This is a genomic window from Bradyrhizobium jicamae (genome assembly GCF_018130695.1).
Classification (GTDB): domain Bacteria; phylum Pseudomonadota; class Alphaproteobacteria; order Rhizobiales; family Xanthobacteraceae; genus Bradyrhizobium; species Bradyrhizobium jicamae_B.
Genome location: NZ_JAFCJX010000001.1, coordinates 564,845 through 590,006 on the forward strand (window position 1 = coordinate 564,845; position 25,162 = coordinate 590,006).

Below are 25,162 nucleotides of genomic sequence, written 5' to 3' on the forward strand. Positions count from 1 at the left end.
CTTGTGGGAGAAGGTGGCGCGAAGCGCCGGATGAGGGGTATCTCTCCGCTTGCGGGTTTGTGCCGAGGGGAGAGATACCCCTCACCCCACTTCGCTTCGCGAAGTGACCCTCTCCCACAAGGGGAGAGGGTAGAAACGATCGCCGCCCTAACATCGAGCCAATCAAGAACCAGCCGCCCTCACCGTCCTCGTCAACATTGGAAAATGCTTGTTGCCCCCCGTGAACAGCGGGAACTGGACGAAGTCGGCGCGCATCCGCGTGATCACGTCGGAGGTCAGTGCGTGCGACAGCGCGGCGGGGCTGTCGAACAGCAGCTTGTTGCGCTGCATGTGCTCGACGCGCTGCGACGGCAGGCGGTCGACCCAATCGATCCTCGTATAGATCTCGATCTGTCGCACGTTCGGAAACGTCCGCATGATCGGCGGATGATGCTCCAGATAGTGCAGATGCCAGGCGTTCGGATCCTCGGCCGCGCCGGGATAATGGACGAGATAGCTGCATGGCGTGTCGGCGCCATCGGGATGCCTGGCATCGTCGACAGGGAAGGATCGGGTCAGCATCGCCTGATGGGTGACCTCCAGACCCGCGAGGCTGGAAAGCCCTTCACACGCGGCAAGTCTGGCAAGAACGCCATCGCGACCAATCGCGGCCTCGCACGCAAATAACTCCGGAAACCGCAATTGCAGCGCCAGCGCCGGCCCGCCGCCGTCGTTGGCAAAGGGATGATCGACCTGCTTTTCGAGCGGCGTGAACAGCAATCCTTCGGTCAGACCCGGAACCGATCCGATCATGGCCGTGACATCAGCAAAATCCTCGACGCTGATCCGCCGCGTACCGACCGGATCGAGAAACGTCATGAAGAACGAGATCGACATTCGCCCCGCCCGTCAGTCCGCCCGGTCCGCCGGCGCATCCAGATGCGACTCCAGCGCGGCGCGAACATCATCCGGCCAGCGCAGCGCGCGGTGGTCGGTCAGCGAGGTCGCGACCAGCACCTGCTGCGCCCGCCAGCGCAGCTCGCCCTTGTCTGATACGACGTGGCGCAATTCGAGCGAAGCGCCGCCGACTTTCACGATCTGCAGCGCGAAGGTCAGCACATCCCCGAACATCGCCGGCCTGGAGAAATCGCAGGTCAGATGCACCGTCGGTGTGCCGATCTTCCGGACCCCGATCAACTGCGGCCAGGGAAAGCCGAGGGTCGCCCAGAATTCCTCGACGACGCCGTTGAGGATGTTCAGGTAGGACGGAAAATACGCGATCCCGGAGGGATCGCAGTCACCGAACCGCAGTTCACGCTTGAAGGAAAAAGCCGTCATTGAAACCTACGCCGCGATCGCCTGATAGCCGCCATTGTCGCCATAGGCTTCCTCGCGATAGAGGCCGAGCCCTTCGATGACAGGCAAATCATTGAAGCAGAACAGGCAGGCATCCTCGCTGGCCGAGGCATTGCCGTGCTCATGCCAGGCCCAGGACGGCACACAGAAGATATCGCGCTCCTGCCACTCGAAACGTTTTCCCGCGATGATCGAGTAGCCGCTGCCCTTGGCGACCTGGTAGATGTAGCTGCCGGTGTGGCGATGCGACTTTGTCCGTTCGCCCGGCCGCAGCATCTGCATGCTGGCACCGATGGTCTGCATCACATGGCCGCCGGTGATCGGATTGACGTAGTTCATCAGGATGCCGTCGAACGGCGAGCCGTCGGTCGCCGCGGCATATTTCGAGAGCGACTCGTAGGTCGGCTCCCACTCATATTTGAACATCGGCGAATAGCCCTTCGACCACTTCGAATCCGCCGGCCTGAGGCCCGGATTGCCCCAGGTCTTGGTCATGTCGTCGACGGGATGGCCGGAGTCTTCCTGCTGGATTTTCGGATGCACGGCGAAGAAGTTCGCCTCCAGCGCATTGACCAGGGGAATGTCGAGCCCGTCCTGCCAGATGCAGGTCGAGCCGCCGGCGTCGACGCCATGCTCATGCCAGGTGCCGTTCGGCGTCAGCACGAAATCGCGCGCGCCGAGTGTCATCTTGTGGCCGTCGACCACGGTGTAGGCGCCCGTCCCTTCCATGATGAAGCGCAGGGCGGAGGCCGAATGCGCATGTGCGGATGCGACCTCGCCGGCATGCATCACCTGCAGGCCCGAATAGAGCCAGCCGACCGCGGCCGAGACGTCGCGACGGCCGGGATTGTTGAGATAGATCACGCGCCGACCGGCCTTCTCCGGCGACACCAGCTCCAGCGAGCGCAGCACATGCGCGCGCAGATCGTTGTAGCGCCAGAGCGTGGGAACGGAGGCCGACTGCGGCTGCCACGGCTCGATCTTGTTGGCGACGGTCCACAGCGCGCCGGCCTCGAACTTCTCGAGATCCTGATAATACGCCTTCAGTTCCGGCGTATCCTCGACATTGGCTCGGCCGATCGTGTCTTCGCGCATGCGATCCTCCACGGCTGGTTTTTGGGCCTTCGACGCGTCGCCCACCGCCGACGCCGCGTTGACTTATTTCATATCTAAAAGTATGTTATCGCATACGTTTGGAGGACACAATGGCCGAAAGATCGTTTGCTCGTGAAGTCGAGGATCTCAGGCTTGGCGCCGGCGACACCTTTCGCGGCGAAGGCATCCTCGCGATCACCAAGGCCCTGCTGCAATCCGGCGTCGCCTATGTCGGCGGCTATCAGGGCTCGCCGATCTCGCATCTGATGGACGTGCTGGCCGACGCCAAGGACGTGCTCGACGATCTCGGCGTCGTATTCCAGAGCTCGGCGAATGAAGCGGCCGCTGCCGCGATGCTCTCGGCTTCCGTGATGTATCCGCTGCGCGGCGCGGTCGCCTGGAAGTCGACCGTCGGCACCAACGTCGCTTCCGACGCGCTCGCCAACCTCGCGTCCGGCGGCGTCACCGGCGGCACCATGGTGATCGTCGGCGAAGACTATGGCGAGGGCTCCTCGATCATGCAGGAGCGCACGCACGCCTTTGCGATGAAGTCGCAGATGTGGCTGCTCGATCCCCGCCCCGACCAGGAATGCATCGTCAATCTGATCGAGAAGGGCTTTGAGCTCTCCGAGGTGTCCAACACGCCGGTGATGCTCGAAGTGCGCGTCCGCGCCTGCCACATGCACGGCAGCTTCGAATGCAAGGACAATGTCCGGCCGAAGCACACCATCAAGGATGCGCTGGACAATCCGAAGCGCGATGTCGGGCGCATCGTGCTGCCGCCGGCGTCCTATGAGCATGAGCAGGAGAAGATCCGCACGCGGCTGCCGGCCGCGATCAACTTCATCCGCGACAATAAACTGAACGAGTGGATGGGGCCGAAGCAGGGCAAGGTCGGCATCATCATGCAGGGCGGCATGTACAACAACGTGATCCGCGCGCTGCAATATCTCGGCCTCTCGGACGCCTACGGCAACACGCAGGTGCCGCTCTACATCATGAACGTCACCTATCCCGTCATCGACACGGAGATATCGGAGTTTTGTCTCGGCAAGGACGCCGTGCTGATGGTCGAGGAAGGCCAGCCCGAATATCTGGAGCAGGCGCTCAACACCGTGCTCCGCCGCAAGGACATCAATGCGCGCGTCCACGGCAAGGACGTGCTGCCGATGGGCGGCGATTACACCGCGCAGGTGCTGCTGTCAGGCATCCGCGACTTCATCGAGAAGACCGATCCGCGCCTGCTCGGCAACCGTCCGCCGGCACCGGACGCCTCGCCGACGCTCAGCAATCCCGCGGTCGAGAAGCTGAAGCAGGTCGTGCCCGCGCGGCCGCCAGGGCTGTGCACCGGCTGCCCGGAGCGGCCGATCTTCGCGGCGATGAAGCTCGTCGAGGAAGAGCTCGGCCAGCATCACATCTCCGCCGACATCGGCTGCCATTTGTTCTCGATCCTGCCGCCCTTCAACATCGGCGCCACCACGATGGGCTTTGGCCTGGGCCCGGCCTCGACCTCGGCGTTCAACGTCAAGGCCGACAAGCGGTCCATCGCTGTGATGGGTGACGGCGGCTTCTGGCACAACGGCCTGACCAGCGGCATCGGCAATGCCGTCTACAACAAGCATGACGGCGTGTTCGTCATCGTCGATAATTTCTACACTTCGGCGACCGGCGGTCAGGACATCCTGTCCTCGCGCGCGGTCAACAGGCGACGCAACACCAACAATTCCATTGTTAAAGCCGTCAAAGGCATCGGCGGCGAGTGGGTGCGTCAGCTCGACCGCACCTATGATGTCGGCAAGATGCGCGACACGCTGAAGGAAGCGCTGACCACCAACGAGCCGGGCCCGAAGGTCATCGTCGCCTCCTCCGAATGCATGCTGAACAAGCAGCGCCGCGTGAAACCGCAGATCAGCAAGGAGATCAAGGACGGCAACCGCGTGGTCAAGGAACGCTTCGGCGTCGACGAGGATGTCTGCACCGGCGATCACGCCTGCATCCGCCTCTCCGGCTGTCCATCGCTGTCAGTGAAGCAGCTCGACGATCCCCTGCGCGACGATCCGGTGGCGGCGATCGACAATTCCTGCGTCGGCTGTGGCAATTGCGGCGAGGTCGCGGATGCCGCGGTGCTGTGCCCGTCGTTCTACCGCGCCGACGTGATCCACAACCCGACCGGCTGGGACAAGTTCAAGGCGAAGGTCGCCATGAGCGTGATCTCCTGGCTGCAGCGGCGGCGCGATCGCAAGCGTCCGGCGCTCGGAGCACTGGCATGAGGGACGAGACGGTCAAACTGGCGCTGCCTGCCGCCGGAGATGCGACCGAGCGGCCGATCTCGCTCGCGATCGTCGCGATGGGCGGTCAGGGCGGCGGCGTGCTCACCGACTGGATCGTGCAGCTCGCCGAGAACCATGGCTGGGTCGCGCAATCGACCTCGGTGCCCGGCGTCGCTCAGCGCACCGGCGCCACCATCTACTACATCGAGGCAATGCCGCCGCTGGATGGCCGCAAGCCGATCCTGTCGCTGACGCCGACGCCGGGCGACGTCGACGTCGTGATGGCCTCCGAGTTCATGGAGGCCGGGCGCTCGATCCTGCGCGGCCTGGTGACGCCGGACCGCACCACGCTGATCGCCTCCAATCACCGCTCCTTTGCGATCGGCGAGAAGATCGCGCCGGGCAACGGCATCGCCGACGGCAGCGCCGTATCGGGCGCGATCGGCGTTGCCGCCAAGAACGAGATCATCTTCGACATGAATGCGCTGTCGATCGCCAATGGCAGCGTGATCTCGGCCGCGCTGTTCGGCGCGCTGGCAAGTTCCGGCGTGCTGCCCTTTACCCGCGAGAGCTATCTCGACGTGATCGGCGCCGGCGGCAAGGGCGCGAAGGCGAGCATCCAGACCTTCGACGCGGCCTTTGACCGCGCGCAAGGCAAGACGCCTGACGTTGCGCCGGCTGCGCAACCGGCCAAGGCAACCGCCGCCCCTGCTCCGGTGTCCGACCCGCAGCTCGCTGCGCTGATCACCCGCATGAAGCAGGAATTGCCGCAGCAGGCTGTGGCGATGGCTCAGGCCGGCCTGCGCAAGGTCGTCGACTTCCAGGATATCGCCTATGGCGCGGAGTATCTCGACATCCTGAAGTCGCTGCATGCGGCCGATCGCGCGAGCAACGGCGCTGCGCATGATTTCGCCTTCACGCAGACCGCGGCAAAATATCTCGCCAATGCGATGAGCTATGACGACGTGATCCGCGTCGCCGATTTGAAGACTCGCGCCACCCGCCGCGCCCGCGTCGAGAAGGAGCTTGAGCTGGCGGACAACCAGCTGCTGCAGACCACCGAGTTCATGCATCCGCGCATGGAAGAGGTGATGGGCACGCTGCCGGCCGGGCTTGCCCGCTGGCTCGATGCACGGCCCGGCCTGGTCGGCTGGCTCGATCGCCGCATCAACATAGGACGGCGGGTGCGGACCTACTCGCTGCCCTGGTTCCTTGCGCTCTACGCCGTCGGCGGCATGCGCGGCATGCGCCGCCGCTCGCTGCGTCATGCGGTCGAGACCGCGCATCGTGATGAATGGCTGAAGGTCGCAACCGACGCGGTCGCGACCAACTATCAGCTCGGCGTCGAGGTGCTGCAATGCCGCCGCCTGGTGAAGGGCTATTCCGACACCCACAGCCGCGGCCTCTCGAAATTCGACAAAGCGCTGTCCGCGGTCAAGCTGATCGCGCGCCGCGACGATGCCGCCGACTGGGCGCGCCGGCTGCGCGAGGCGGCGCTGAAGGATCCCGCCGGCAAGGAGCTCGACGGCGTGATCCAGACCATCAAGACCTTCGCGTGACGGCGATGCCGTCAGCTCACCCCAACGACTTGAAGCAAGGCCGATAATGTCCGGATCCTCCAGGATGAAATGGAAGGCGGGCCCGCCGGCCTCGACCGACCAGCTGCAGAGCTACATCCCCTATCTGATGAACCGCCTCGCCAACCGCTGGAACCTGGACCAGAACCGGGACCTCAGCGAATACGGCGTCAACAATGTGGTGTTCCGCACGCTGTCGGTGCTGAACGTCTACAAGACGCTGACGGTGAACGAGATCGCGGTGCTCGCCGTCACCGAGCAGTCGACCGCGAGCCGCGCGATCGAGTCGATGGTGACATCGGGCTGGGTCAAGCGCGAGATCGCCGAGGAGGACCAGCGCCGCCGCGTCGTCGCGCTGACGCCCGATGGCGAAGCGCTCTTGAAGAAAATCTGGCCGGTCATGGAAAAGAACTACGGCCGCCTCGCCGAGGGCATCGACATCGACGACATCGAGACCTGCGCGCGCGTGCTCGCGGCGATGATCAGGAACATCCGCCAGAACGACATCTGACGCGTCGTCACACCTGGCGCTTCTTCATCTCCCGGAGGTCGTAGAACGCGCCCTCGCCCATCAGCCGCGCCACCACGTCTTTCAGGCCGGCGCGCTGGATCTTCTCGGTCGCGGTCAGCGGCAGGCGCTCGGCGAAAGTGATCCAGCCCGGCGCCTTGTAATAGGCCATCTGCTCCAGCGACCAGCGCACGATCTCTTCCGCCAGTGCGCGGTCGGCGCCGGCTTGCGCAGGAATGATCACGGCCGCGACCTCGTCGCCGCGCACCTGGTCCGGCGTCGCCGCGACCGCCGCCTGCTTGATCGCGGGATGGCGGTTCAGCACCGACTCGACCTCGACGGCCGCGATGTTCTCGCCGGAGCGGCGGATCACGTTCTTCTTGCGGTCGACGAAATGCAGGTCGCCATCCGCATCGCGCGAGACAATGTCGCCGGTGTGCAGCCAGCCGCCTTGCCAGACGTCCGCGGTAGCTTCCGGGTTCTTCAGATATTCCCGGAAGAAGCCGAAGCGCGGATCGGTGCCGGCGTGCCGCACCAGGAGCTCGCCCGGCGCGTCGCCGTCGACATCCTGACCAGCGTCATCGACAATGCGGACTTCGACTGCGGCCGAGGGACGGCCGAAACAGCTGGTGCCGATCTTGCGCGGCTCGGCATTGGCGGCGATCACGCCGCCGCTGCCGGTCTCGGTCATCGCCCAGGCCTCGATCAGCGGAAAGCCGAACCGCGCTTCAAAGGGCGCATGCAGCAGCTTATCGACGCCGGCACCGAAGCCAAACCGCACGTTGTGCGCGCGATCTTCATCGGAGGCCGGCGCGCTCATCAGCATCGACGGCATCACGCCGAGATAGTGCAAACAGGTGGCGCGGCTTTGCTTGACGGATTGCCACCAGCTGCGCGGATGGAAGCGGTCGAGCATGGTCAGGCAGCCGCCGACCGAGATCATCGCCAGCAGCGACACCGCCATCGCGTTCATGTGGAACATCGGCAGCGGCGTGATCATGCGCGCCTCGTCGGCCGTGAGCTCAGCCAGCCCGCCGAGGTCGCGATACCAGTCGCCGGAATAGGTGAAATAGAGATTGGTCAGCACGCAGCCTTTGGGCTGCCCGGTCGTGCCCGACGTGTAAAGCAGCGCGCATTCCGTTGCGGCATCGCCATCGCTCGCCGGTTTGACGCGGCCGAACGGCGCCGGCGCCGCATCGGCCTCGGTCACCACGGGAATCCGGCGGCCAGCCTGGCGCGCCGCCGTCTCCACCTCGGCGCGCCGGTCCGCCAGCACGAAGGCCGCGCTCATCTCGGAATGCGCGATGATGTATTCGAGCTCGCTCAACCGCAGATCCGGATTGATCGGCACCACGGAGACACCGAGCGCATTCAGCGCAAACCACAGCTCGATGAAGGCCGGACGGTTTTGCAGCAACAGCCCGACCCGATGACCCAGCCCATAGCCGCGGCTCGCAAACTCATCTCGCCGGCGATCGACGCGTCCGAGCATCGCGCGATAGGAGATCTCGCCGGCTGCAATGCCGTAGATGTCAGCCGTCTCCGGCAGCACGTTGAGGAACGGGCCCTCGCCGCGGCGCAGCGCGGTGTCGCGGAAGCGGGAGTAGACGGTCGTCGCATCGGTCACGGTCTGCTCGCTATCGGCGGCCGGACGTCGCTGTCGGGCCTCAAATTATATGTATCCGCATATTTTTAGGCATATAATAATTGGCTGTCAATCGCAGGCTGCCGTGTGACGAAAGCGTGCGCGGCCAATTGTGACACGCCGCGACCGCTCGCCCTGAGCAATTGTGACAGTCCCCACCGCCCGCACGGCAGCGAATTATGACAGTCGCGACTCACATTTTCTTGTCGTGACAGCCGTCGTCTTGTGACAGAATTACTACAAATCAATGTCAGTTCGATTACGCGGAGCGGCGGAATGAGTTTGGAATACCGGGCCCAGGCGAGGTCCGTGGCCTGGTCGAATCCTGTGGTCTGGTGGTGGGCGTTCCTGACGCTGGTCAGCGGCGCCAATATCGCGGTCTGGTTCGTGCTGTATCGCGAGCTCGGTGATATCCAGAGCGCGCATCTCGGCGCATCCGGCACCATGCTGATGCTCGTGCTGTGCGCCGGCTATGTGTTCGGCTGCGCGTTCCGCTCGTTCCTGCCGCGCGCCGATGTGCAGCGGATCTGCCTGTTCGATCACTGGCTGTCGAGCGTGTTCGTGGGACGTTCGGTCGCAACCATCGCCGAGCTCTGCTTCGCCGCGCAATGGGCCGTGATCCTGCATCAGCTCGGCACCATGACCGGCGCCGACACCGTGGTGAACATCGCGTGGATCATCGTGCCCGCGATCATCGTCGCCGAATGCTTCTCCTGGTACGCGGTGCTGACGACGCATTATCTCTGCAACGCGATCGAGAACTCGATCTGGGCCGTCGTGTTCTTCCTCGTCGGCGTCGCGCTGTGCCGGCTGTGGCCGGAGTTCCACGGGCCGGTTCACGTCGTGCTCGCGGTCTCGATCGCCGGCATCGTCGCCTATCTGGCGTTCCTGATGACGGTCGACGTGCCGATGTATCTGAACCGCTGGCGCGCCGATCGCGCCGCCGGCAGCATCCTGCTCCACCCGCTCGATGGTCTGCACGACGTGCGCACGCGCTGGATCGTCACGCACGACCTGTCGGAGTGGAAGGAGGAGATCGCCTGGATGTCGCTGTATTTCAGCGGCGCGGTGTGGGCGAGTCTGGCGCTCTGCGTGTTCTATTCGCTCGGCGACCAGCTGCCGCGTTATCGCACCGACCCGGCCGCGATCGTCTCGACCACGGACGCGGCGCCCGTACAGCCCGCGTCTGACGTTCAGAGCCGCGACAGCGCCGGCAAGATCTTGTAGCGCGCGATCTCGTGCGGATACTCGCCGCGATTGGCGAGCAGCACGATGCCGAGCTTTCGCGCCGGCACCAGCCCGAGATAACCGGACGCATTGTTGAGCCCGCCCGGCTTGTCGACGACGGTGAGCCCGTCGAGACGCACCGTCTCCCACGCCATCCCCTGCCCGAACTTTTCGTCGACGCGAAACCGCTCCTGCTGGGTCATCCGCAGTGCCGCGCGCAGCTCAGGATCGATCGCGGCGCCGTCGAGGCAGGCTGCGATGAAGGTGCCGAGGTCACGCGCTGACGAGAACATCTGCTCCGTGCCCGGAAAGTCAAAATAGCTCTGCACGCCGCCGATCGGCCCGATCGCCGTGCCGCTATAGGAGTAGCCCTGCGCGACGCGCTGCATCATCTCCGCGCTCATCATGGCACGGTTGTCCGGCGCACGCTCGGGGATCACAGTCGAATTCATGCCGAGCGGTTTCAGGATGCGCTCGCTGACCAATGTCTCGATCGGCCGGCCATAGCGCCGCTCCAGCACCAGCTGCAGCAGCACATAGCCGGCATGGGTGTAGATCCGCTGCTTGCCCGGCTCCTGCTTGGCGCCTGATGTCCACGCATTCAGCATGTCGAAGAACTGCGCTTGCGTGAACGTAACGTTCGGCCAGGGCGGATGATCGGTCGGCAGCAGCAGGCCGGACGTGTGGGTCACCAACTGCCCGACCGTGACGCGCTTGATGGTGTCGCCGTGCAGCTCCGGCAGATATTTCGTCACGGGATCGTCGAGCGAAAGTTCGCCGCGCAGCGTGCCGAGCGCGACCAGCGTCGCCTCGAATGTCTTGCGCAGCGAGGCGAGGTTGAACAGCGTGTCCGGCGTCACCGGCCGCTTGGTCGCCTCGTCGGCAAGACCGTAGGTGAAGAATTCGAGATGGCCGCCGGCATAGACGGCGACCGCAAGCCCGCCGGGCTCGCCCGCCTTCATGGTCGGCGCCAGTTCCGTCGTGACGATGTCGTTCATCTGCGCAACCATGTCCGAATCCGCGAGCGCGCTTGGCATCGTGACGGTGGCGATCAGAGCGAACGCCATCGTACCGACACGCAGCCGCGCGCGCATCTCTGATATCACCGACGTAACGTTTGCTTGCATGCTCATCGGATCGGATGACGGGCGGAAGGGGTTTAGCCCTTCAGCCTTAGCGCCGAACGCCGTGCAGCCCAATTCACATGCCAGCGAGCAAGGGGTTCCCTGCCCCATCGAGGCGGCCCTTGGGCCGCCCCGAATTCGCCTCAACTGCCCACCGGGTTCGGCACAGCGAATGCGTCGGCGCCATCCGCAACAAAACTCTCGTCCGCAGCGGCGAGCTCGCCCTCCCACTTCGCCACCGCTGCGGTGGCGACGCCGTTGCCGATCACATTGGTCATGGTGCGGCCCATGTCGAGGAACTGGTCGATCCCCATGATCAGCAACAGGCCCGCGGCCGGCAGATCGAACATCGGCAGGGTCGCGGCCACCACCACCAGCGATGCGCGCGGCACGCCGGCGATGCCCTTGCTGGTCACCATCATCACCAGCAGCAGCGTCGCCTGCTGCACGAAGCTCATCTCGATGCCGTAGGCCTGCGCGATGAACAGCGCGGCAAATGCCTGGTACATCATCGAGCCGTCGAGATTGAAGGAATAGCCGAGCGGCAGCACGAAGCCCGAGAGACGCTCCTTGATGCCGAATCGCGTCAACTGCTCGATGGTCTTCGGATAGGCCGCCTCGCTGCTGGCGGTGGAGAAGGCGAGCAGCATCGGCTGGCGCAGCAGCTTGATCAGTTCGAACACCGGACGCCCGAGCACGACGAATCCCGCGCCGATCAGGAGCAGCCAGAGCACCGCAAGCGCAAGGTAGAACGTCGCGATGAACTTGCCGTAGGTCAGGAGCACGCCGAGCCCTTGCGTCGTGATCACGGCCGCGATGGCCGCGAACACGCCGATCGGGGCAAAGCGCATCACGAAGTGGGTGATCTGCAGCATGATCTGCACCAGTTCGTCGATCGAGCTGGCGATGGTTTTGGCAAGGCTCGTCTTCAGCCGGCTCAGCGCAAAGCCGAAGAACACGGAGAAGACCAGGATCTGCAGCACCTCATTGGTCGCCATCGCCTGCACGGCGCTGGTCGGAAACACATGGGTGATGAAGTCCTTCAGGTTGAGCCCCGCCGTCTGCAGATTGGTCGACGCTCCCGCGCCCGGCAGCGGCAGGCCGAGGCCATGGCCCGGGGCAAAGAAATTCGCAAAGAGCATGCCGAGGCCGAGCGAGAGGATGGAGGCCGAGATGAACCAGCCCATCGCCTTCGCCGCGATGCGGCCGACCGCGCCGCCTTCCGCGCCGAGGCTCGCAATGCCTGATACGATGGTGGCAAACACCAGCGGCGCGATGATCATCTTGATCATGCGCAGGAACACGTCGGTGAGAATCGAGAAATAGCCGGCGACGGTCCTGGCGGCCTCCGGGGTCGGCGCCAGCTCATGGCAGGCGTACCCGACGGCTGTGCCGAGCAGCAGGCCGAGCATGATCAGATTGGTGAACCGGTTCGGCCGCACCGCCGAGCCGCTGGAAATAGCCGTCATTATCTGTTCCCTCCAGTGAATCCCGACCTGTATCGCGGCCGATTGATCCGCCGTTGTCCTCCCAGGGACCGGGCCCGATCCAATGCCGTCTGGGAACGCGCTATTCCTAGTCTGCATGGATTTCTGCCGCGCAAGCGGGCATGGTGCCGCCGACAACGGCGCGCCGGGGACGAGAGGCCTTAAGACGATGGAGCTGAAATGGCTGGAGGATTTCCTGAGCCTGGCGCGGACCGGCAATTTCTCGCGCTCCGCCGAGGAGCGCCACGTCACGCAGTCCGCCTTCAGCCGCCGCATCCAGGCGCTCGAGCTCTGGCTCGGCGTCTCCCTGATCGATCGCAGCAACTACCCGACCACGCTGACCGAGGAAGGCCGCCAGTTCCTCGAGACGGCGGAGGAGACGGTGCGCATGCTGCATGCCAGTCGGCTCAATCTTCAGGCCAGCAACCGGCCGAGCACGCAAATGGTCGGCGTCGCGGCGCTGCACACGCTGTCACTGCGGTTCTTTCCGCGCTGGTTCCGCGAGATCGAGGACAAGATCGGCGCGGTCGGCAGCCGCCTGCTGCCTGACGATTTCCACAGCTGCCTGCAGGCCATTGTCGAAGGCGGCTACGATTTCCTGCTCACCTTCCATCACCCGAACGTGCCGATCCTGCTGGAGCCCGAGCTCTATCCGCACATCGTGGTCGGCAGCGACAGTTTTGTCATCGTGCGGAGTCCTAAACTTGCGATCGCCGACGAGACGAAGCCGCTGCCGCTGCTGAGCTACGCCTCGAATTCCTTCCTCGGGCGGGTCGCGACCTTCGCCCAGGCCCAGGCCGGTGCGCCCTCGGTGCACGTCGCCCACACCAATGAGAATGCCATGGCCGAGGCGTTGAAATTCATGGCGCTGGAAGGCCACGGCCTCGCCTGGCTGCCGCGCAGCCTGGTGGCGCGCGAGTTGGAAGAGAACGCGCTTGTCGTCACCGGCCCGGAAATCCCGCTGGAGATCCGGCTCTATCGCAGCGGCCGCCGCACCCGCGCCATTGTCGAGAAGGTCTGGGGCGCGGCGAAAGCACTCGCCGCCGATTCCATGCAAAATTGGAATAAGATTGTCTGACACGGCATTGGCCGCGGCCGGTTCGCTCGCGTATACCCCCAAAATCAAGGGGGAGACTTTGATGCTTGGCGTTCTCGGTGGCATGGGCCCGATGGCCACGGTGGATTTCATGGGCAAGGTGATCCGGAACACCCCGGCCGCCTGCGACCAGGACCACATCGCGATGGTCGTCCGTTCCGCCACTGACGTGCCCGACCGCACCGCCGCGATCCTCGATCAGGGCCGCGATCCCCTGCCCGCCATGCGGCGCGCGCTGCGCCAGCTCACGCTTTCAGGCGCAACCTGCATCGCGATCCCCTGCAACACCGCGCATCACTGGCACGGCGCATTGCAGAACGAGACCGACGTCCCGATCCTGCACATCGTCGATGCCGTGGCCGACACGCTCGCACGCGACGGCTTCGACGGTGCCACGATCGGCGTGCTCGCGACCGACGGCACCGTCCGCGCCGGCGTCTATCAGCAGCGGCTCGCCGCCCGCGGCTACGCTTGCATGATGCCTGACGCCGCAGGCCAGGCCGAGGTGATGCGCGCGATCCGCCTGGTCAAGGCCGGCAAGCTCGATGAAGCGACCGCGATCCTGCGCCGCGAAGCCGAAACGCTGGTTCAGCGCGGCTGCGCGCGGGTCGCGATGGCCTGCACGGAAATTCCCCTGGCGCTGGCTGATGTCGACGGCGCGCTGCAAGCACGCCTGTTCGATCCGACCGAAGCGCTGGCGCGCGCCTGCGTCGAATTCTGCCTCGCGCGGGCGGACCAGGAGGTCCGTGCGGCGGCCTAGGCCGTACCTTACACGGCATAACGCCGGTAGAGCACGACGATGACGGCGAGCACCGTCCCGGCATAAACGACCTGCGCTGCGTAATCCAGAACAACAGCGGCGCGCTTTCGGCCGGCGTCCCGAAGTTTTTCATGTCTGTAGCCCGCCAATATCGTCATCAGACACAGTACGAAGAAAATGTAGAACATCTCTTCGACGACCACCGTGTATCCGACATCGCCGATCTGACCGTTCACCGCCACGAGCAGCACCGCGCTCGCCAGGATCGAGGTCACCGGAATCGTCACGCGTTCACGAAACATGGTTTCAGGAAAGAACAGCGTCGCGAATACGACGAGCACGAGCAGAAACAGCGGCAGCAGGTTCTTCAGCATGTAGATGGCGGAGGTGCGGCGCAGCGTGATGACCGCATTGAAGCCGGCGAACTCCGTACTTGCCTCGGCACCAAACAAGGACGCCCTTCCGAGCGTCGATCCGGTGGACAGGGAGTCGACGAAATAGCTCAGTCCGAGAAATCGCCAGAGCTGAAGTCCGGAATAGGCCCCGTCCTCGACCCGCGAGCTTCCATCGTCGGCGAGGCGCAAGCCGAATCGATCGATGACGTAGGTGATGAGTTCTCGACGCTGTTCCGTGTTCTGGAGATGCAGGCGCAGTTGCTGCGTGTCGAATGGATAATCATGGAGATCGAAACGAGCCTTGAAATCGCCACTGATACGATAGAGCCGATAGCTCAGGCCGTCTTCCCGTCCAGCCTGGATTGGCCGAGCCGGATCGAACGCCCCGCGATCCGCCAAGGCTGGAAATTCGACATGCGTCTGCGCCTCATCGTCGCCGGCGAACCGCATCCAGAGATAGAAGTCGACGCCGAACGAATTCTGTTTCACGTCGATCCGGCTGACGCGAATAATGTCGATGCCGGTATAAACGACGCGCTGTATCCAGTAGTGTCGGTCACCGAACGTGACGACATGACCCCGCTCTCGTTCCGCGGCGAGATCGATTCCTTTGGGCTGATCGATGCGCACGAGTTGCAGCGGCGCAGTTACGAACAAGCCGTAACGGAAGAAACCCAGTCGAATCGGGCGCGGAATGTCGCGGTTCGCGTTGAAATAGAGCCGCCCAGTCAGCCCCACGACCGCCGATTTCGGATCGTCGATCGCGGCGAGCGCGACGCGCACACGGTCGCGATCTGCAACCTTGCTGTCGGATCGTTTCTGAATCCCCTGCCCCATAAACCGGGGATGTAGTGCAGCTCGTTTTAGCGCATCGATCATCAGGCGCGCAGCGTCATACGAGCCGCCGGCAACCCAGCTTGGCGAGGTTCCAGCTTTCGCCTTGTAGTCGGCGGCAAAGGCCTGCGCTGCCACGCCGGCACTGTCGAACATCAGCGAGGAAGCAGCATACAGATTCTCGCTGAAGAAGCCCGGATGCGCTTTTTCCTCGGGCTCATTGGCGAAGTTCTGCAAATAACTTTCGCGGGCCGCGGCTTGCGATGCAATGATCATTCCCTTGATGCCGCGGCGGCGGAGCGCCTTGACGATGTCTGCGCTAAAATCGGTTGCCGCGCCGACGACGATAACGCCGGGCCCGGGCTCCTGCGCGGCAGCGTCCAGCGCCTCATCCGTCGATCCGATCTGACCGGCTGCGACGTCCAGTCCGAACACACGCAACTGCTCCGCCGGATAGGCGGTCGCAAATCCACGCTCAAAACTCTTGCCGTAGGAATCGCGCGTGTGAACGAGACGGACTTTTGGCTCCCTCATCACGGCGCGCAGATGTTCCGCGATCGAGCGCGCCTGCACGGAAACCGGCGACAGCGCACGAAAATAATATTCACTGTTGTTTGTCAGATCGTCGGCAGCCGAGCTTCCCGTGAGTGCCGGCATCCGCGCATCCCTGTATATCGGCGCTGCCGCGAGCGACGCGGAGCTGAGATAATGTCCGAGCACAGCGACGCACGGGCTGTCGGCAATCGCCTGCGCATTCGCGCGCGCCACGGCTGGATTGCTTGCGTCGTCGAACAGAACGAGCTCAATCAGCCGCCCGTTGACGCCCCCCTTGGCGTTCGCCTCGTCGACTGCAAGCTGCGTCGCGACCAGGCTTTCCGTCCCGGCCGGGGCGGACGGGCCAGAGAGCGAATTGGCGAATGCGATGCGAATAGGCTCCGGGCGCGTCCAGAGGATGGCGGCCCAGGCGACAGCAAGCACCAGGGCAACGCCCGCAACAACGGCAAGCCACATGATGGGCCGCTGCTTCATCGTCGATCCTTGCATCGATCGGCATGAGCCGAGATTTTCCAGATCGAGGCCTCAGTCAGGCCGAGATTGCCGCCGCTGAGAGCGTTTTTCAAGCCCGCCAAATCGCGCGGGCTTGACCTTGGGGCGGTCCAATCGCGTACCCCCCTATTCTCATCTGTGCTACCTAGTTCGGTAGCAACATGGTCAGGAGAAGCCGATCATGACTGACGATCAGGTCAATCTCGTCGTTCAGCACCTTTGCGATCACTTGCACCTGGCGCTTCGATTGAAGGATAGCGAGGCACATCCACCGAACGCCAAGGATATCGGATTTGATCCTGCCTCTGTCAGAACTGTATTGCTGACCGCCTTGCGTTCGGCGGGTATCACGATCCGCCACGAGGAAGCCGGGGCGAGCGAAGAGCCGCCGTGGTCCTAAGCGCAAAGCGCGGGACAGAAGCCTCGCGCCAATATTTCAGCCGGGCATTTTGTGACCGATCCAAGTGATCCCAACTGTCAGTCACTTCCGCTTTGAAGGTGACTGATTGCGAGCCGCGTCTCAGGACGCCAGCGCCTCCTCGGCCGTCACACCAACAAGCTTCTGGCTCTCGGCCACCGCGCGGTTGGTGATCCGGCCGCGATGGATATTGAGGCCCGCGCGCAGATGCGGGTCCTCGACCAGTGCGCGCAATCCTTTTGAGGCCAGCGCCAGGCCGAATGGCAGCGTCGCATGGTTGAGCGCGTGGCTGGAGGTGACCGGCACGGCGCCCGGCATGTTGGCCACGCAATAATGCACGATATCGTCGACCAGATAGGTCGGCGCCTGATGCGTGGTCGCCTTCGACGTCTCGAAGCAGCCGCCCTGGTCGATCGCGACGTCGACCAGCACCGCGCGGCGCTTCATGTGCGCGAGCTGTTTGCGCGACACCAGCTTCGGCGCGCTCGCGCCGGGCACCAGCACCGCGCCGATCACGACGTCGGCAGCGACGATTTCCTCATCGATCGCCTCGAGCGTCGCATAGCGCGTGCGCACCCGGCCCAGGAAGATATCGTCGAGCACGCGCAGCCGCGGCAGCGAGCGATCCAGAATGGTGACGTCGGCGCCGAGACCTGCCGCCATCCGCGCTGCATGCGTGCCGACCACGCCGCCGCCGATCACGGCGATCCGCGCCGGCGCCACGCCGGGCACGCCGCCGATCAACTTGCCCATGCCGTCGGCGGACTTGCGCAAGGCCGCGCCTGCCGCCTCGATCGCAAGGCGTCCCGCGACCTCGCTCATCGGCGCCAGCAGCGGCAAGCCGCCATGCGCATCGGTGACGGTCTCGTAAGCGACCGCCGTGCAGCCGGAGGCGAGCAGCCCCTTGGTCTGCGCCGCATCGGGCGCGAGATGAAGATAGGTGAAGAGGATCTGCCCCTCGCGCAGCCGCGTCCATTCCGCCGGTTGCGGCTCCTTCACCTTCACGATCATGTCTGATGTTGCAAAGATCTCGTCGGCCGTCTCGGCGATGGTAGCGCCGGCGGCCTTGTAGGCCTCGTCGCTGCTGCCGATGCCCTCGCCGGCCCCGCGCTGCACGACCACGTCGTGCCCATGCGCCACATATTCCCGCACCGAGGCCGGCGTCAGGCCAACCCGGTATTCCTCGACTTTGATCTCCTTCGGCACGCCTACGCGCATGGTCCGTCTCCCCTCGAAATGAGCCGCCGCTTGCCACGAGGCTATTCTTGGTACCGCGGCGTTTCTCGGCGAAATCCGGCTTGTGCACTGCACTTTTCGCCCATAATCTGCGCGATTAAGCCAGTCATTGAAGGAAATCTGCGTGGACGGGCTCGACCGTATCGACCAGCGAATCCTCACCGAGCTCGTCTCCGACGCCCGGGCGAGCCAGATCGAGCTTGCCGAAAAGGTTGGGCTGTCGCCGACCGCCTGCGCCCGCCGCATCCGGCACCTCGAGGAAACCGGCGTGATCCGCGGCTACCGCGCCGATCTCGACGCCACCGCGCTCGGCCTCGTCACCACGGTCGTCGTCACCATCACGCTGGAGAAGCAGAGCGAGGATTATCTCGCCGCCTTCGAGGCCGCGATCGCGCGCTGCCCCGACGTCGTGTCATGCCATCTGATGTCGGGCAGTGACGATTATCATCTGCAAGTCGTCGCCCGCGACATCGCCGACTTCGAACGCATCCACAAGCAGCATTTGTCGCGCATGCCGGGCGTCGCACGGATTCATTCCAGCTTCGCCATGCGCGAGGTGGTGCGGCGAACGATTCCGGAGACGGCGCTGCGGGCGTGAAGGGCACTACTTCACCTCTCCCCGCTCTTCCGCGGGGAGAGGTCGGATCGCATCGCATGATGCGATCCGGGTGAGGGGCATGGCACCGTATGTCGGCAACAATGGTCCAACCGACTCGTCGACGTGAGCACGAACGCAAAATGAGAGAGCTATTGCGCGGATAGAGCCCCTCACCCCAACCCTCTCCCCGCAAGAGCGGGGCGAGGGAGCGCACCTACCACGCGTCCGCCGGCAGTTCCCCGCTCCTTGGCGGATCAGCCCCCTGCCGCGTGCAGGTGAACGCCGCACATCGGCAGGCAAAGGCGAGCACGCGCTTCAACTCGGCGGCGGTGATGTCCCGCAGCTTCTGCCGCTCGATCCGATCAAGCCGATACAGCGCGGCAAGCAACGCCGCCTGAAAGCTGTCGCCGGCCCCGATCGTGTCGACCACCTTCACGGCAGGCGCCGCGGCCTCGACCATGCCGGCCGTGCGATGCCAGGCGCTGGCGCCATTGTTGCCGCGGGTGATCACGACCAGCGACGGCCCCGCGGTCAGCAATGCTTCCGCACGCGTTGCATGGGCCTCGTCGCCAAAGAGATAGGCGAAGTCGACATCTGACATCTTCACCAGATCGGCGCAGCGAAAGAACGTCGCCATGCGCGTGCGATAGCCATCCTTGTCCTCGACCAGATTGGGCCGGCAGTTCGGATCGAAGGAGATGGTCACGCCGGGCCTGGCGCCGGCGATCAGGGCCAGCGCCTGTGTCGCGCCCTGCTCGTTCACCAGCGTCGTCGAGCCGGTGTGGATGGCCTCGATCTCAGCGAATGCGATCGCGCCGTGCCTGTAAATCCAGTTTCGCGCGGCGCTGTCGGCATCATAGAAGGCATATTGCGTCTCGGTCGCCGTCGGGCGCGCGAAGGCGAGCGTCGCCTGATGATCGCTGCGGGTGGCGTATCGGAGATCGACGTTTGACGCGAGCGCATGATCGGCGATCATCCGTCCAAACGTGTCGTTCGCAATACCGCCGACGAATCCGGTCGGCGCATCAAGCCGCGCCATCCCGATCGCGACATTGAGGCAGGAGCCGCCGACGACAGGCGCCAGCGCCTCGCGCCCGTCAACCGTCTTCGACGGCAGGAAATCGATCAGCGCATCCCCGCAACTCAGCAGCATTGTTTCGCCCCGAACATCATTTGCAACGCATGGTGTCGCGGCTGGCGCGGTCGAGATCGCGCAGCATGCGATGCACCTTGCGCTTGGTGCGATGGAAGTCGGCCATCTCTGGCCTGGTCGGCTCGCTCAACCGACCGAGCGCGGACATCGCCGCCATCGCCTCGTTGATGGTGCGATGCGCGCCGCTGGCGACGGCCCCTAACATTGCAGCCCCCAGCAGCACCGGCTCCTGGGTCTGCGGCAGGGCGACGATGTAGCCCGTGGTGTCGGCCATGATCTGGCGCACCAGCGGGCTGCGGCTGGCGCCGCCGCCCATCACGATGGTCTTGCCGTCGACACCATGCGCCTCGAAGGCATCGACGACGTCAGCCAAGCCATAGGCCAGTCCGCAGAGACCGGCGACGAACAGCCGCTCCATCGCAGCCGTATCGGTGTCGAGATCGAGGCCCGCGATGACCGCGCGCGAGCCGGGATCGGCATAGGGCGAGCGGTTGCCGATGAATTCCGGCAGCACATGAACGTGCCTCGCGAGCAGCGCCGCGGCACCGGGATCGCCGGCGCGCGCCAGAATCCGTTTCTCGAGGAAACCGATCACGTCGACGCCCTCGCGCTTCGCCTCGGCCTCAACCTCGACATGCGCGGGATGCGAGCGCAGCAAATGATCGATGGCGGCGCCCGCCGCGGATTGACCGCCCTCGTTCAGCCAGAAGCCCGGCACCATGCCCGAATAATACGGCCCCCACACACCCGGAACGAAGCATGGCGCGACCGTGGTCGCCATGATGCAGGCGGACGTCCCCATGATGTAAGCCATGCGCTTGCAAACATCGACATCGGCACCCGTGCCGTCGCGGCCCCCGATCGCGCCGACGCCGCCGGCATGCGCGTCGATCAGCGAGGCGCCGACCGCTGTCCGCGGCTGCAGGCCGAGATCTTCAGCCGCATGTTCCGTCAGGCCGCGCGCCAGCGATGCGCCGGGCGGCACGATCTCGGTGCCGATCCGCGCATAGCGCTCGGCGACGAACTCTTCCAGACCGACGCGCCTGAAGAAGCGTTCGCTCCAGCCGCCCTCGCCCGCAACATAGGTCCATTTGCAGGTGACGGTGCAGGTCGAGCGCGCCAGCGAACCGCTGGCGCGGAACGACAAATAGTCAGCGAGATCAAAGAAGTGCCCGGCATCATCAAAGGTGGAGCGCAGATGCCGCTTCAGCCACATCAGCTTCGGCACCTCCATCTCCGGCGAGATCAGCCCGCCGACATAGCGCAGCACGTCGTCCTTGGTCTCGTTGACGAACTGCGTCTCCTCCATCGCGCGGTGGTCCATCCAGACCACGACATTGCGCGCGGCATCGCCGGACGAACTGACCGTCAGCGGCCGGCCGGCACGGTCGAGCACCACCAGCGAGCAGGTCGCGTCGAACCCGATGCCTTTGACGTGGTCCGCCGAAATCGCGGCTTCGCGCATTGCGCCGCGAACGGAAGCGACACAAGCAGCCCAGATATCCTCGGAAGACTGTTCGACGATGTCTCCCGCTTCGTGCCAAACCTTCAGCGGATGCTTGGCCGTGCCGAGCAGTTTTCCCGCTTCGTCAAATACGCCCGCCCGCGCGCTGGCCGTCCCGACGTCCACCCCAATGTAGGCTTGCCGCATGGTCGCTCCGTCACTTACGACGCGAGCTTACCAGCAAGTGTAGCCGCCATCGACCAAAACGATGCTGCCGGTCATCAGGCTCGCGGCCTCGGAGGACAGGAACAGGACCACCGAGGCAATCTCCTCGACCTGGCCCATCCGCGCCATCGGAGTTCCACCGATCCAGGCATCATACATCTTGGGGCTGTTCTTCACGAAGGCGTTGAGCGGCGTCTCGATATAGGTCGGCGCCACTGCATTGACGCGAACGCCCCGCGTCGCCCATTCGGCGGCCAGCGATTTGGTCAGATGGTGCACTGCGGCCTTGGAGGCGTTGTAGAAGCACTGCTCCTGCGGCTTGTTGACGATGAAGCCGGACATCGAGCCGACATTGACGATGGTTCCCGACTTCGCCTTCAGCATGTGGTTGCCGAAGGCGCGGCAGCACCAGAAGGTGCCGTTCAGGTTGACGTCGATGACGTTGAGCCAATGCTCGTCGGTGACGGTCTCGGCCGGGGTCTCGCTGCGGGCGATGCCGGCATTGTTGACGAGGATGTCGACCTTTCCGTACTTCCTGACCAGATCGTCAGCGGCTGCGTCGACCTGTTTTGTATTCGTGACGTCCATCACGACGATGTCGGCGTCGTAACCCTTGGCCTTCAGCACAGCCTTGGCGTCGTTGCCGACCTTGGCATCGCGGTCACCAATGATCACCTTGGCACCTGCTTCGGCCAGCGCTTCCGCACAGGCGAGACCAATGCCCTGCCCGCCGCCGGTGATGAAGGCGGACTTGCCAGTGAGCTTGAATTTTTCCAGGTACATGTTTGTTTTTCCCTCTCCTTGGCCCGCCGGCCGCGGGCGACGCCGCTCGCTGAGCGGCGAGATCTTGCGAACAGCGCTTAGGCGCGGATCGACTTGCCGCCCTCGTCGAAACGGTGAATGCGGCCCGGCTCCGGTGTCAGCGACACCTTGTCGCCGGGATGCAGGCCGAGTTCGCCGACATAGCGCGCGGTCAGCATGCCCAGCGGACCGCAATCGACGTAGAGGAAGGTGTCGCTGCCGAGATGCTCGGCGACCGACACCGTGCCCTGCCAGCCCTGCCCGTCGCGCTCGACCTTCAGATGCTCAGGCCGCACGCCGATGGTCGCGGCGCCCTGCTGTTTGGCCTCCTCGCCGGTGACGAAGTTCATCTTCGGCGAGCCGATGAAGCCGGCCACGAACAGGTTGGCCGGCCGCTCGTAGAGTTCCAGAGGCGAGCCGTATTGCTCGATCTTGCCGGCGTTGAGCACCACGATCTTGTCGGCCATGGTCATGGCCTCGACCTGGTCGTGGGTGACGTAGATCGCCGTGGTTGCGAGCTGCTTCTGCAGCCGCGTCACCTCGAGCCGCATCTGCACCCGCAGTGCGGCATCAAGGTTCGACAAGGGCTCGTCGAACAGGAACGCCTTGGGCTCGCGCACGATGGCGCGGCCGATCGCGACGCGCTGGCGCTGGCCGCCGGACAATTCGCGCGGCTTGCGATCGAGATAAGGTGTCAGGTTAAGTGTCGCTGCTGCCCCCTCGACCTTCTTGTTGATTTCGTCCTTCGGCAGTCCTGCCATCTTCAGGCCGAAGGCGATGTTGCCGCGCACGCTCATATGCGGATAGAGCGCGTAGGACTGGAACACCATCGACAGCCCGCGCTTGGCCGGCGGCACGTCGACGACATTCTTGCCGTCGATCATGATGGCGCCGCCGGTGACGTCCTCCAGTCCCGCGATCAGCCGCAGCAGCGTGGTCTTGCCGCAGCCGGAGGGGCCGACGAACACGACGAAGGAGCCGTCGGCGATGTCGAGGTCGGCGCCTTTGATGATGTGGACCGGCCCGAACGATTTTTGCACACCCTGCAGCGTAATCTGACCCATGGCGAAAAGCCTTTCTGCTACTTGACTGCGCCGAAGGTCAGGCCGCGGACGAGTTGCCGCTGACTGAACCAGCCGAGCACGAGAATGGGCGCGATCGCAAGCGTCGACGCCGCCGACAGTTTCGCCCAGAACAATCCTTCCGGGCTCGAATAGGATGCGATGAAGGTGGTGAGCGGCGCGGCTTCCAGCGTCGACAGGTTGAGCGTCCAGAACGCCTCGTTCCAGGCCAGGATCAGGTTGAGCAGCAGGGTCGAGGCCAGGCCCGGGATCGCCATCGGCGTCAGGACATAGACCAGCTCACGGCCGATCGTGGCGCCGTCCATCCGCGCCGCTTCCAGGATGTCCTTCGGGATCTCCTTGAAATAGGTGAAGAGCATCCAGATCACGATCGGCAGATTGCCGAGGCAGAGGATGAAGATCAGCCCGGTGCGGGTATCGAGCAGGCCGAAATCCCGGTAGATCAGATAGATCGGCACCAGCACGCCGACCGGCGGCATCATCTTGGTCGAGAGCATCCAGAGCAGGATGTCCTTGGTTCTTTTGGTCGGCGAGAACGCCATCGACCAGGCCGCGGGGATCGCGATCAGCATCGCGATCAAGGTCGAGCCGCCGGCGATGAGGATCGAGTTCAGCGCGTGGTGGAGATAGTCGCTGCGTTCCTGGACGGTGACGTAGTTCTCGGTGGTCCAGTGGAAGAACAGGAAAGACGGTGGAATTGCAAAGGCTTCCAGCTCGGTCTTAAAGCTCGCTAGTACCATCCAGAGAATCGGGAAGAAGATCAGGAAGCCGACCAGCCAGGCCGCGGCCGTCGAGATCACCTTGCGTTGGGTCGTCACCATCCGCGCCATGACGTCACGCCTCCAGATTCTTGCCGACGATACGGACCAGGAAGAAGGCCACGATGTTGGCGAGCACCACCGCGACCAGGCCGCCTGCCGAGGCGCTGCCGACGTCGTACTGGATCAGCGCCTGCGAATAGATCAGGAAGGCGATGTTGGTGGTCTGCAGCCCCGGCCCGCCGCCGGTGGTGACGAAGATCTCGGCGAACACAGTGAGCAGGAAGATGGTCTCGATCAGGATCACGACCGTGATCGGGCGCGCCAGATGCGGCAGCGTGATGTAGATGAAGGTCGAGACCGCCCTCGCCCCGTCCATCTCGGCCGCCTCCTTCTGCTCCTCGTCGAGCGACTGCAGCGCGGTCAGCAGGATCAGCGTCGCGAAGGGCAGCCATTGCCAGGAGATGATCAGGATCACCGAGAACAGCGGCGCGTCGTTGAACCAGTCGATCGCGGGCACGCCGAACAGCTTTGCGATCCAGGCAAACAGCCCGGACACCGGATGCATCAGGAGGTTCTTCCAGACCAGCGCGCTGACGGTCGGCATCACGAAGAACGGCGCGATCACCATCAGCCGGACGATCGAGAGCCCGACCACCTGCTGGTCCAGCAGCAGCGCCAGGGGCACGCCGAGCACGATGGTGATCGCCAGCACCGAGCCGACCAGCACCAGCGTGTTCTGCAGCGAGGCGAGGAACGCCGGATCGGTCAGGAAGTAGCGGAAATTTTCCAGTCCGACGAAGGATTCGGAGCCGGGATCGAGCAGATTGTAGTGCAGCGTCGCGAAGTAGAGCGTCAGCGCGAGCGGCACGATCATCCAGATGAACAGCAGCGCCACCGCTGGGGTCAGCAATGTCCGCGCGAGCAGTTGGGTCTGCTGGGTCGCCATCATCCCCGTCTCCTTACCAAGAGCGCTTTCCAGCGAAGCCTGTCCCGGACCTGTTCCGGGATGGACGCCGGTTTCGCGCAAAGAAAACGCGTCAAATC

22 protein-coding genes are annotated in these 25,162 nt (G+C 64.4%); 8 read left to right on the forward strand and 14 right to left on the reverse strand.

Translation table 11 applies throughout. The annotated features are described in order from the left end of the window. Positions 1 to 162 precede the first annotated feature (162 nt). From JQ604_RS02615 to JQ604_RS02625, 3 genes are read right to left on the reverse strand one after another with little or no spacing between them, the layout of a single operon-like run. Positions 163 to 876 (reverse strand): hypothetical protein, encoded by a 714-nt coding sequence (locus JQ604_RS02615; protein WP_212352640.1) that lies wholly within the window; start codon positions 874 to 876, stop codon positions 163 to 165. Between the two features lie 12 nt (positions 877 to 888). Continuing rightward, complete coding sequence (locus tag JQ604_RS02620) at positions 889 to 1,317, reverse strand: acyl-CoA thioesterase (protein WP_212352642.1); 429 nt, start codon at positions 1,315 to 1,317, stop codon at positions 889 to 891. Positions 1,318 to 1,323: 6 nt separating this feature from the next. After that, positions 1,324 to 2,430 (reverse strand): cupin domain-containing protein, encoded by a 1,107-nt coding sequence (locus JQ604_RS02625; RefSeq protein ID WP_212352644.1) that lies wholly within the window; start codon positions 2,428 to 2,430, stop codon positions 1,324 to 1,326. 110 nt (positions 2,431 to 2,540) lie between these two features. On the opposite strand from JQ604_RS02625, the gene JQ604_RS02630 reads away from it, so the two are divergent. From JQ604_RS02630 to JQ604_RS02640, 3 genes are all read left to right on the forward strand, one after another. Next, positions 2,541 to 4,700 carry an indolepyruvate ferredoxin oxidoreductase subunit alpha gene (locus tag JQ604_RS02630; protein ID WP_212352645.1) on the forward strand — a complete coding sequence of 720 codons (2,160 nt, stop codon included), beginning with the start codon at positions 2,541 to 2,543 and terminating at the stop codon, positions 4,698 to 4,700. Continuing rightward, positions 4,697 to 6,259, forward strand: a complete 1,563-nt coding sequence (locus JQ604_RS02635; protein WP_212352647.1) for an indolepyruvate oxidoreductase subunit beta family protein — start codon at positions 4,697 to 4,699, stop codon at positions 6,257 to 6,259. Before JQ604_RS02630 ends, JQ604_RS02635 begins: the two co-directional genes overlap by 4 nt. Positions 6,260 to 6,323: 64 nt before the next feature. Then, on the forward strand, positions 6,324 to 6,788 hold the full coding sequence (locus tag JQ604_RS02640) for a MarR family winged helix-turn-helix transcriptional regulator (RefSeq protein ID WP_249157918.1): 465 nt from the start codon (positions 6,324 to 6,326) through the stop codon (positions 6,786 to 6,788). Positions 6,789 to 6,795: 7 nt separating this feature from the next. Here JQ604_RS02640 and JQ604_RS02645 read toward each other — a convergent pair whose 3' ends face one another. After that, a complete protein-coding gene (locus JQ604_RS02645) occupies positions 6,796 to 8,412 on the reverse strand; it encodes an AMP-binding protein (RefSeq protein ID WP_212352649.1) in 1,617 nt (538 codons plus the stop codon). 294 nt (positions 8,413 to 8,706) lie between these two features. Between JQ604_RS02645 and JQ604_RS02650 the strand changes: the two genes are divergently transcribed. Then, a complete protein-coding gene (locus JQ604_RS02650) occupies positions 8,707 to 9,657 on the forward strand; it encodes a hypothetical protein (protein WP_249157919.1) in 951 nt (316 codons plus the stop codon). Here JQ604_RS02650 and JQ604_RS02655 read toward each other — a convergent pair. Together JQ604_RS02655 and JQ604_RS02660 are read right to left on the reverse strand one after the other, a co-directional pair. After that, positions 9,624 to 10,784, reverse strand: coding sequence for a serine hydrolase (locus tag JQ604_RS02655; protein WP_249157920.1), 1,161 nt, complete (start codon positions 10,782 to 10,784; stop codon positions 9,624 to 9,626). The two genes, JQ604_RS02650 and JQ604_RS02655, sit on opposite strands and share 34 nt — an antisense overlap. Before the next feature lie 140 nt (positions 10,785 to 10,924). Beyond that, positions 10,925 to 12,250 carry a dicarboxylate/amino acid:cation symporter gene (locus JQ604_RS02660; protein ID WP_212352650.1) on the reverse strand — a complete coding sequence of 442 codons (1,326 nt, stop codon included), beginning with the start codon at positions 12,248 to 12,250 and terminating at the stop codon, positions 10,925 to 10,927. Between the two features lie 187 nt (positions 12,251 to 12,437). On the opposite strand from JQ604_RS02660, the gene JQ604_RS02665 reads away from it, so the two are divergent. Both JQ604_RS02665 and JQ604_RS02670 read left to right on the forward strand, forming a co-directional pair. Then, positions 12,438 to 13,346, forward strand: a complete 909-nt coding sequence (locus JQ604_RS02665; protein WP_212352651.1) for a LysR family transcriptional regulator — start codon at positions 12,438 to 12,440, stop codon at positions 13,344 to 13,346. 61 nt (positions 13,347 to 13,407) lie between these two features. Beyond that, positions 13,408 to 14,124, forward strand: a complete 717-nt coding sequence (locus JQ604_RS02670) for an aspartate/glutamate racemase family protein (RefSeq protein WP_212352652.1) — start codon at positions 13,408 to 13,410, stop codon at positions 14,122 to 14,124. An 8-nt stretch (positions 14,125 to 14,132) separates the two neighbouring features. On the opposite strand, the gene JQ604_RS02675 is transcribed toward JQ604_RS02670, so the two are convergent. Further along, on the reverse strand, positions 14,133 to 16,382 hold the full coding sequence (locus JQ604_RS02675; RefSeq protein ID WP_212352653.1) for an ABC transporter substrate-binding protein: 2,250 nt from the start codon (positions 16,380 to 16,382) through the stop codon (positions 14,133 to 14,135). Positions 16,383 to 16,581: 199 nt separating this feature from the next. On the opposite strand from JQ604_RS02675, the gene JQ604_RS02680 reads away from it, so the two are divergent. Beyond that, positions 16,582 to 16,800: a hypothetical protein gene (locus tag JQ604_RS02680; RefSeq protein ID WP_212352654.1), complete on the forward strand. Its 219-nt coding sequence runs from the start codon at positions 16,582 to 16,584 to the stop codon at positions 16,798 to 16,800. A 120-nt stretch (positions 16,801 to 16,920) separates the two neighbouring features. On the opposite strand, the gene ald is transcribed toward JQ604_RS02680, so the two are convergent. Beyond that, on the reverse strand, positions 16,921 to 18,036 hold the full coding sequence (ald, locus tag JQ604_RS02685; RefSeq protein ID WP_212352656.1) for an alanine dehydrogenase: 1,116 nt from the start codon (positions 18,034 to 18,036) through the stop codon (positions 16,921 to 16,923). A 127-nt stretch (positions 18,037 to 18,163) separates the two neighbouring features. On the opposite strand from ald, the gene JQ604_RS02690 reads away from it, so the two are divergent. Next, complete coding sequence (locus JQ604_RS02690; protein ID WP_212352658.1) at positions 18,164 to 18,652, forward strand: Lrp/AsnC family transcriptional regulator; 489 nt, start codon at positions 18,164 to 18,166, stop codon at positions 18,650 to 18,652. A gap of 214 nt (positions 18,653 to 18,866) precedes the next feature. Here JQ604_RS02690 and JQ604_RS02695 read toward each other — a convergent pair whose 3' ends face one another. The 6 genes from JQ604_RS02695 to JQ604_RS02720 all read right to left on the reverse strand — a co-directional run bounded on the left by JQ604_RS02695 (position 18,867) and on the right by JQ604_RS02720 (position 25,064). Then, positions 18,867 to 19,805, reverse strand: a complete 939-nt coding sequence (locus tag JQ604_RS02695; RefSeq protein ID WP_212352660.1) for a carbohydrate kinase family protein — start codon at positions 19,803 to 19,805, stop codon at positions 18,867 to 18,869. 16 nt (positions 19,806 to 19,821) lie between these two features. After that, positions 19,822 to 21,456 carry an FGGY-family carbohydrate kinase gene (locus JQ604_RS02700; protein ID WP_212352662.1) on the reverse strand — a complete coding sequence of 545 codons (1,635 nt, stop codon included), beginning with the start codon at positions 21,454 to 21,456 and terminating at the stop codon, positions 19,822 to 19,824. A gap of 27 nt (positions 21,457 to 21,483) precedes the next feature. After that, the gene (locus JQ604_RS02705) at positions 21,484 to 22,257 is read right to left on the reverse strand and encodes an SDR family NAD(P)-dependent oxidoreductase (protein WP_212352664.1); all 774 of its coding nucleotides are present in this window, start codon (positions 22,255 to 22,257) and stop codon (positions 21,484 to 21,486) included. A gap of 77 nt (positions 22,258 to 22,334) precedes the next feature. Continuing rightward, positions 22,335 to 23,339, reverse strand: a complete 1,005-nt coding sequence (locus JQ604_RS02710) for an ABC transporter ATP-binding protein (protein ID WP_212352666.1) — start codon at positions 23,337 to 23,339, stop codon at positions 22,335 to 22,337. A 17-nt stretch (positions 23,340 to 23,356) separates the two neighbouring features. Next, positions 23,357 to 24,187, reverse strand: a complete 831-nt coding sequence (locus JQ604_RS02715; RefSeq protein WP_212352668.1) for a carbohydrate ABC transporter permease — start codon at positions 24,185 to 24,187, stop codon at positions 23,357 to 23,359. A gap of 4 nt (positions 24,188 to 24,191) precedes the next feature. Beyond that, positions 24,192 to 25,064: a carbohydrate ABC transporter permease gene (locus tag JQ604_RS02720; protein WP_212352760.1), complete on the reverse strand. Its 873-nt coding sequence runs from the start codon at positions 25,062 to 25,064 to the stop codon at positions 24,192 to 24,194. Positions 25,065 to 25,162 lie beyond the last annotated feature (98 nt).

Bases quoted from the DNA above. Each gene is read 5' to 3' on its own strand.
- JQ604_RS02615 (WP_212352640.1), bottom strand. From the start codon at position 876: ATGTCGATCTCGTTCTTCATGACGTTTCTCGATCCGGTCGGTACGCGG.
- JQ604_RS02620 (WP_212352642.1), bottom strand. From the start codon at position 1,317: ATGACGGCTTTTTCCTTCAAGCGTGAACTGCGGTTCGGTGACTGCGAT.
- JQ604_RS02625 (WP_212352644.1), bottom strand. From the start codon at position 2,430: ATGCGCGAAGACACGATCGGCCGAGCCAATGTCGAGGATACGCCGGAA.
- JQ604_RS02630 (WP_212352645.1), top strand. From the start codon at position 2,541: ATGGCCGAAAGATCGTTTGCTCGTGAAGTCGAGGATCTCAGGCTTGGC.
- JQ604_RS02635 (WP_212352647.1), top strand. From the start codon at position 4,697: ATGAGGGACGAGACGGTCAAACTGGCGCTGCCTGCCGCCGGAGATGCG.
- JQ604_RS02640 (WP_249157918.1), top strand. From the start codon at position 6,324: ATGAAATGGAAGGCGGGCCCGCCGGCCTCGACCGACCAGCTGCAGAGC.
- JQ604_RS02650 (WP_249157919.1), top strand. From the start codon at position 8,707: ATGAGTTTGGAATACCGGGCCCAGGCGAGGTCCGTGGCCTGGTCGAAT.
- JQ604_RS02655 (WP_249157920.1), bottom strand. From the start codon at position 10,784: ATGCAAGCAAACGTTACGTCGGTGATATCAGAGATGCGCGCGCGGCTG.
- JQ604_RS02660 (WP_212352650.1), bottom strand. From the start codon at position 12,250: ATGACGGCTATTTCCAGCGGCTCGGCGGTGCGGCCGAACCGGTTCACC.
- JQ604_RS02665 (WP_212352651.1), top strand. From the start codon at position 12,438: ATGGAGCTGAAATGGCTGGAGGATTTCCTGAGCCTGGCGCGGACCGGC.
- JQ604_RS02670 (WP_212352652.1), top strand. From the start codon at position 13,408: ATGCTTGGCGTTCTCGGTGGCATGGGCCCGATGGCCACGGTGGATTTC.
- JQ604_RS02675 (WP_212352653.1), bottom strand. From the start codon at position 16,382: ATGAAGCAGCGGCCCATCATGTGGCTTGCCGTTGTTGCGGGCGTTGCC.
- JQ604_RS02680 (WP_212352654.1), top strand. From the start codon at position 16,582: ATGACTGACGATCAGGTCAATCTCGTCGTTCAGCACCTTTGCGATCAC.
- ald (WP_212352656.1), bottom strand. From the start codon at position 18,036: ATGCGCGTAGGCGTGCCGAAGGAGATCAAAGTCGAGGAATACCGGGTT.
- JQ604_RS02695 (WP_212352660.1), bottom strand. From the start codon at position 19,805: ATGCTGCTGAGTTGCGGGGATGCGCTGATCGATTTCCTGCCGTCGAAG.
- JQ604_RS02700 (WP_212352662.1), bottom strand. From the start codon at position 21,456: ATGCGGCAAGCCTACATTGGGGTGGACGTCGGGACGGCCAGCGCGCGG.
- JQ604_RS02705 (WP_212352664.1), bottom strand. From the start codon at position 22,257: ATGTACCTGGAAAAATTCAAGCTCACTGGCAAGTCCGCCTTCATCACC.
- JQ604_RS02710 (WP_212352666.1), bottom strand. From the start codon at position 23,339: ATGGGTCAGATTACGCTGCAGGGTGTGCAAAAATCGTTCGGGCCGGTC.
- JQ604_RS02715 (WP_212352668.1), bottom strand. From the start codon at position 24,187: ATGGCGCGGATGGTGACGACCCAACGCAAGGTGATCTCGACGGCCGCG.
- JQ604_RS02720 (WP_212352760.1), bottom strand. From the start codon at position 25,064: ATGGCGACCCAGCAGACCCAACTGCTCGCGCGGACATTGCTGACCCCA.